The organism is Devosia sp. (assembly GCF_017307565.1).
In the GTDB taxonomy this organism is placed as follows: domain Bacteria; phylum Pseudomonadota; class Alphaproteobacteria; order Rhizobiales; family Devosiaceae; genus Devosia.
In genome coordinates, this window is record NZ_JAFKHD010000091.1 from 1 (window position 1) to 3939 (window position 3939).

Below are 3939 nucleotides of genomic sequence, written 5' to 3' on the forward strand. Positions count from 1 at the left end.
ACGCCCTGCGGCACCATCGGCCACACCATCGCGTCACGGCTCACGACGAAGTCGATCACGACCGGACGGTCGTTCGTCTCGATCGCGAGCTTGATGGCGGCGTCGATCTCCTCCTTCTTCGTGACGCGGATGCCGAGGGACATCTGGGCGAGGGCGGCGCGGGGCACGAGGTTGACGACGAATTCGCCGGTGGCGCGGATATTGTTGCCGGTGTCCGAGGGGCCATTGGCGCCATCGTGAATGCCGAGAGCGAGGACCGGCGGGTCCTCTCCAAAGACATTGAAGAAGGCGAATGGTGCGGCATTGTCCACGCCATTGGCGCTACGCGTCGATACCCAGGCTATGGGCCGCGGGATGATGGTCGAGGTGAGGAGCTTGTGACGGTCGCGCGGACCGATCTCTGCAAAATCGAAGATCATGATGGTTCCGGGGGAATGCGGGAGGACGCGGTGGCGATCTGTTGCCACTGGCCGTCCAAATTGCGCTGCCAGACCGAGAGCTGGCGGCTGTCGAGATGCGCCTCCCGACCGGCGGCAATAACCGTCAGGCTGAAGCGGCCGTTGTAGATGGCGACGTCGCCAAGAAGGCGGACGCTCGCCTCCGAAACCTTGCCATTGGCAAAGCGCACGCCGCCGGCAGCGAGCCGTTCCAGGAAGGGCGCCTTGCCCTCGGTCATGCCATTGCTGTGGGTATAGGTCAGCTCGTCGGAGAGCAGTTGGTCGAGCAGCGCCACATCGCCGGAGCAGAAGGCCCGCAAGCGGGCCCTCTCTCCTTCGAGGACGGCGGCAATGCCGGCTTCTTCGTTCAGCGGGGCGCTCATGCCGGGCTCAGGAAGAGATCGGCGCCATTGGCCGAGTTGCCGTCGATGGTGGTGACAAGGTTCTGGATGCGCTTGTCATAGATGGTGAAGGCGTCGGGGGCGACGAGGTCGATGACCGGCAGGTCTTTGACCACTTCGCGCTGGAAATCGCCGAAGAGTTTTACGCGCTCTGCCGGATCGTTTTCCTGCGCAGCGGTTTCGAGGAGGCGATCGGTCTCGGCACTGACATAGTTGGCGCCGTTGGAGAAAGGCACGCCGATCTTGAAGTTCTTGCTCCAATAGAGGCGCTGGATGCCGACGGTCGGATCGAAGAGATTGCTCATCGGCTCGATGGCGAGATCGAAGTCACGGTCGGTATAGACGCGCTTGACGAAGGAGCCGAAGTCGCCGGTGCGGATGGTGGGCTTGATGCCGATCTTGTCGAGCTGCTGAGCCACATATTCGGCAATCTGGCGCTGCGGGCCAACGGCGATCATCGGATCGACGAAGAGCGCGAAGCGGATGCCGTCGGCACCGCGCTTGTAGCCGGCTTCATCGAGCAGGGCTTCGGCCTTGGCGATATCGAGCGAATAGGTTTCGACATCGGGCGTATAGAATTCCGCAACGGCCGGATTGACCGGGCCGGTCAGCGCCTTGGCGTGGCCGAGGAAGACGGTGTCGACGATGAACTGCTTGTCGATGACATGGGCAATGGCCTGGCGCACGCGCAGGTCCTGCAGCTCCTTGCGGTCGAGATTGAAAAGGCCGCGCAGGATGGAGTTGATGTAGCCATTGCCGCGGGTTTCGAAGGCAAAGCGGCTATCGGCCTTGAGGCGCTCAAGATCGGTCAGCGGCACAACGCCGATGGACACCTGCACTTCGCCCGATTCCAGCGCGGCGACGGCAGCGGCCGGGTCGGCGATAAAACGGATGACGATCTGGTCGAGATGGGGCTTGCCCTGGTCCCAATAGTTGGGGTTGCGCTCGAGCAGCACATGGCTACCGCGGATCCATTCCTTGAAGACGAACGGACCGGTGCCGATGGGAGCATTGAGGGCCGGATTGGCCGGAATGTCGGTACCGTCAAAAATGTGTTGGGGCAGGATGGGGGATTCGAGCGCGGCGAGGGCTTTTAGGAGATAGGGGGCCGGGTCCGAGAGAGTGACCTGCACTTCGTGGCTGCCAAGCGCCTTGACCTCTGTGACATTGGCCAGGGTGCCGCGGCCGCGCGGATGCACCTGCTTGAGGGCGAGGATCGAGAAGACGACGTCATCGGCGTCGAAATCTTCGCCGTCATGCCATTTGACGCCTTCGCGCAGCTTGAACGTGTAGGTGAGGCCATCGTCACTCACGGACCATTCGGTGGCGAGCTGCGGACGCGGGGTGAAGTCGAGATCGTAGGTAAGCAGGCCTTCGACGATCTTGGGGCCAATGCTGATGGCCGAACCGGTATTGGTTGCCGAGAGCAGGGCGGTCGGCTCGGACCCGACATTGATGGAAATGCTGCCGCCCTGGACGGGGTCCTGGGCAAAGCTGAGGCCTGGAACGGCGCTGGCAAGGGCAAGAGCTGCGGTCGACAGCAAGAGGGTACGGCGACGGAGGGAAAAGGGAGAAGGCACGGCTGAGGCTCCGGGGCAGAGGGGAATATTTTGCATTTCGGCTTATGCCTACTTTCATATTTGAGAATGTTGATGGATTTAATATATATTAAGCGAAACTAATTCTCCGGGTGCGAGCCAAGATGACAAATTCCTCCGAACTGTTCCTGATTACCGGTGCGACCGGCAAGCTCGGCCGCGTGCTGACGCCTAAGCTGATTGCCGATGGGCATCGTATTCGCGTGCTGACGCGGCGACCGGAAACCGCGCGCGAGCTTTATGGCGACAAGGTCGAAATTGCCGAGGGCGATTTTTCTGTGCCGGCCTCGCTGCCGGCGGCGCTGGAGGGGGTGAGCCGCGTGCTGCTCCTGTCGCCGATCAGCGAGCGGTTGGCCGAAGATCAGATTGCGCTTGTCGATGCGGCCAAGGCGGCGGGTGTGAAGCGGGTCGTCAAGATTTCAGGGTCGGACTGGACGGTCGGCACGTCGTTCTCGGGCGATGCGCATAAGAGGGTGGAAGATCATCTGGCCCAATCCGGGCTCGAATATGTGGCGGTGCGCCCCAATGCCTGGCTGCAGGTCTCGCTGGCGGCGGTGGCGGCGCAGATCAAGCGCGGGGAGGCCATCGCTTCGCGCCATGGCGGGGCCAAGGTGGGTTATGTCGACGTGCGGGACATTGCCGATGTGGCGATCAGCCAGCTTTTGGCGCCCAAGGTCGCGGCGAGCCCGCTGGTGATTACCGGGCCGGATTCGTTGTCAGTGCCGGACATTGCGGCGCTGGCGACGCGGATTACGGGAAAGGCGGTGGGCGTGTCTTCGGCGGTGCCGGCTGGGTTGCCGCCGGGCGTGGACGGCTTTGAGGCGCAGGTGGTGAAGCAGTTTTTTGTGGTGATTGCGCAGGGCGGCGCTGCCGGGCTCACCGATACGGTCGAGCGGGTTCTGGAGCGGAAGCCGCGGAGTGTTGAGGCGTATCTTTCGGAGGAACTGGCGTAGCCTCACTTAAGGCTATTGAGGCTCACTCACCCTCTCCCGTCCTCCAACCAATCCATCCTTCCACCGGGTCATTCCCGCGAAAGCGGGAACCTCTGTTTTGAAACGGAGGTCCCCGCTTTCGCGGGGATGACATCGTGGGAGGGGCGATGTCACGGTCGCACAGAAAGCTGGGAGCAGTGCTCGCCCTCCCGACCTTCCACCCCATCCCCAGCCCACGAAAAACTGGATTTGCGCCCAAGCCGGAACGAGTGGACGAAAAACCCGGATTCCGTCCATTGTTTGGAAGCCTCTCCCTCGACTTTCCGGCTGTAAATGCCGACTAATTCAGTCGTTATTTAACGGACTGAAATTGAACGATCATCTTCAAAACGGCGCGGCCCCCGGTGAGGCCATTATCCAGTTGCGCGGGGTCGAGAAGACCTTTGCTGCACGCGGTGCCAATGCGCCCGTTACTGCACTGCATGAAATCAATCTCGATGTGCCGAGGGGCGCCATTCTTGGCGTTATGGGCAGTTCGGGCGCGGGGAAGTCGACGCTGATCCGGCTGGTG

5 protein-coding genes are annotated in these 3939 nt (G+C 62.1%); 2 read left to right on the top strand and 3 right to left on the bottom strand.

The window, feature by feature from the left end:
- From J0I64_RS02860 to J0I64_RS02870, 3 genes are all read right to left on the bottom strand, one after another.
- A partial coding sequence (locus J0I64_RS02860) for a flavin reductase (RefSeq protein WP_291406114.1) occupies positions 1-419 on the bottom strand: 419 nt, incomplete at its 3' end.
- Complete coding sequence (locus J0I64_RS02865; RefSeq protein ID WP_291406115.1) at positions 416-820, bottom strand: nuclear transport factor 2 family protein; 405 nt, start codon at positions 818-820, stop codon at positions 416-418. The genes J0I64_RS02865 and J0I64_RS02860, both read right to left, overlap by 4 nt.
- Complete coding sequence (locus J0I64_RS02870; RefSeq protein WP_291406116.1) at positions 817-2418, bottom strand: ABC transporter substrate-binding protein; 1602 nt, start codon at positions 2416-2418, stop codon at positions 817-819. Before J0I64_RS02870 ends, J0I64_RS02865 begins: the two co-directional genes overlap by 4 nt.
- A 122-nt stretch (positions 2419-2540) precedes the next feature.
- On the opposite strand from J0I64_RS02870, the gene J0I64_RS02875 reads away from it, so the two are divergent.
- Both J0I64_RS02875 and J0I64_RS02880 read left to right on the top strand, forming a co-directional pair.
- Entirely contained in the window at positions 2541-3389 is an 849-nt protein-coding gene (locus J0I64_RS02875; protein ID WP_291406117.1) for an NAD(P)H-binding protein, read from the top strand.
- A 349-nt stretch (positions 3390-3738) separates the two neighbouring features.
- Positions 3739-3939: ATP-binding cassette domain-containing protein (locus J0I64_RS02880; RefSeq protein WP_291406118.1), on the top strand; the 201-nt coding region annotated here is incomplete at its 3' end.

Excerpts from the sequence above, each read along its gene's own strand:
- J0I64_RS02865 (WP_291406115.1), bottom strand. The coding sequence starts at position 820 with ATGAGCGCCCCGCTGAACGAAGAAGCCGGCATTGCCGCCGTCCTCGAA.
- J0I64_RS02875 (WP_291406117.1), top strand. The coding sequence starts at position 2,541 with ATGACAAATTCCTCCGAACTGTTCCTGATTACCGGTGCGACCGGCAAG.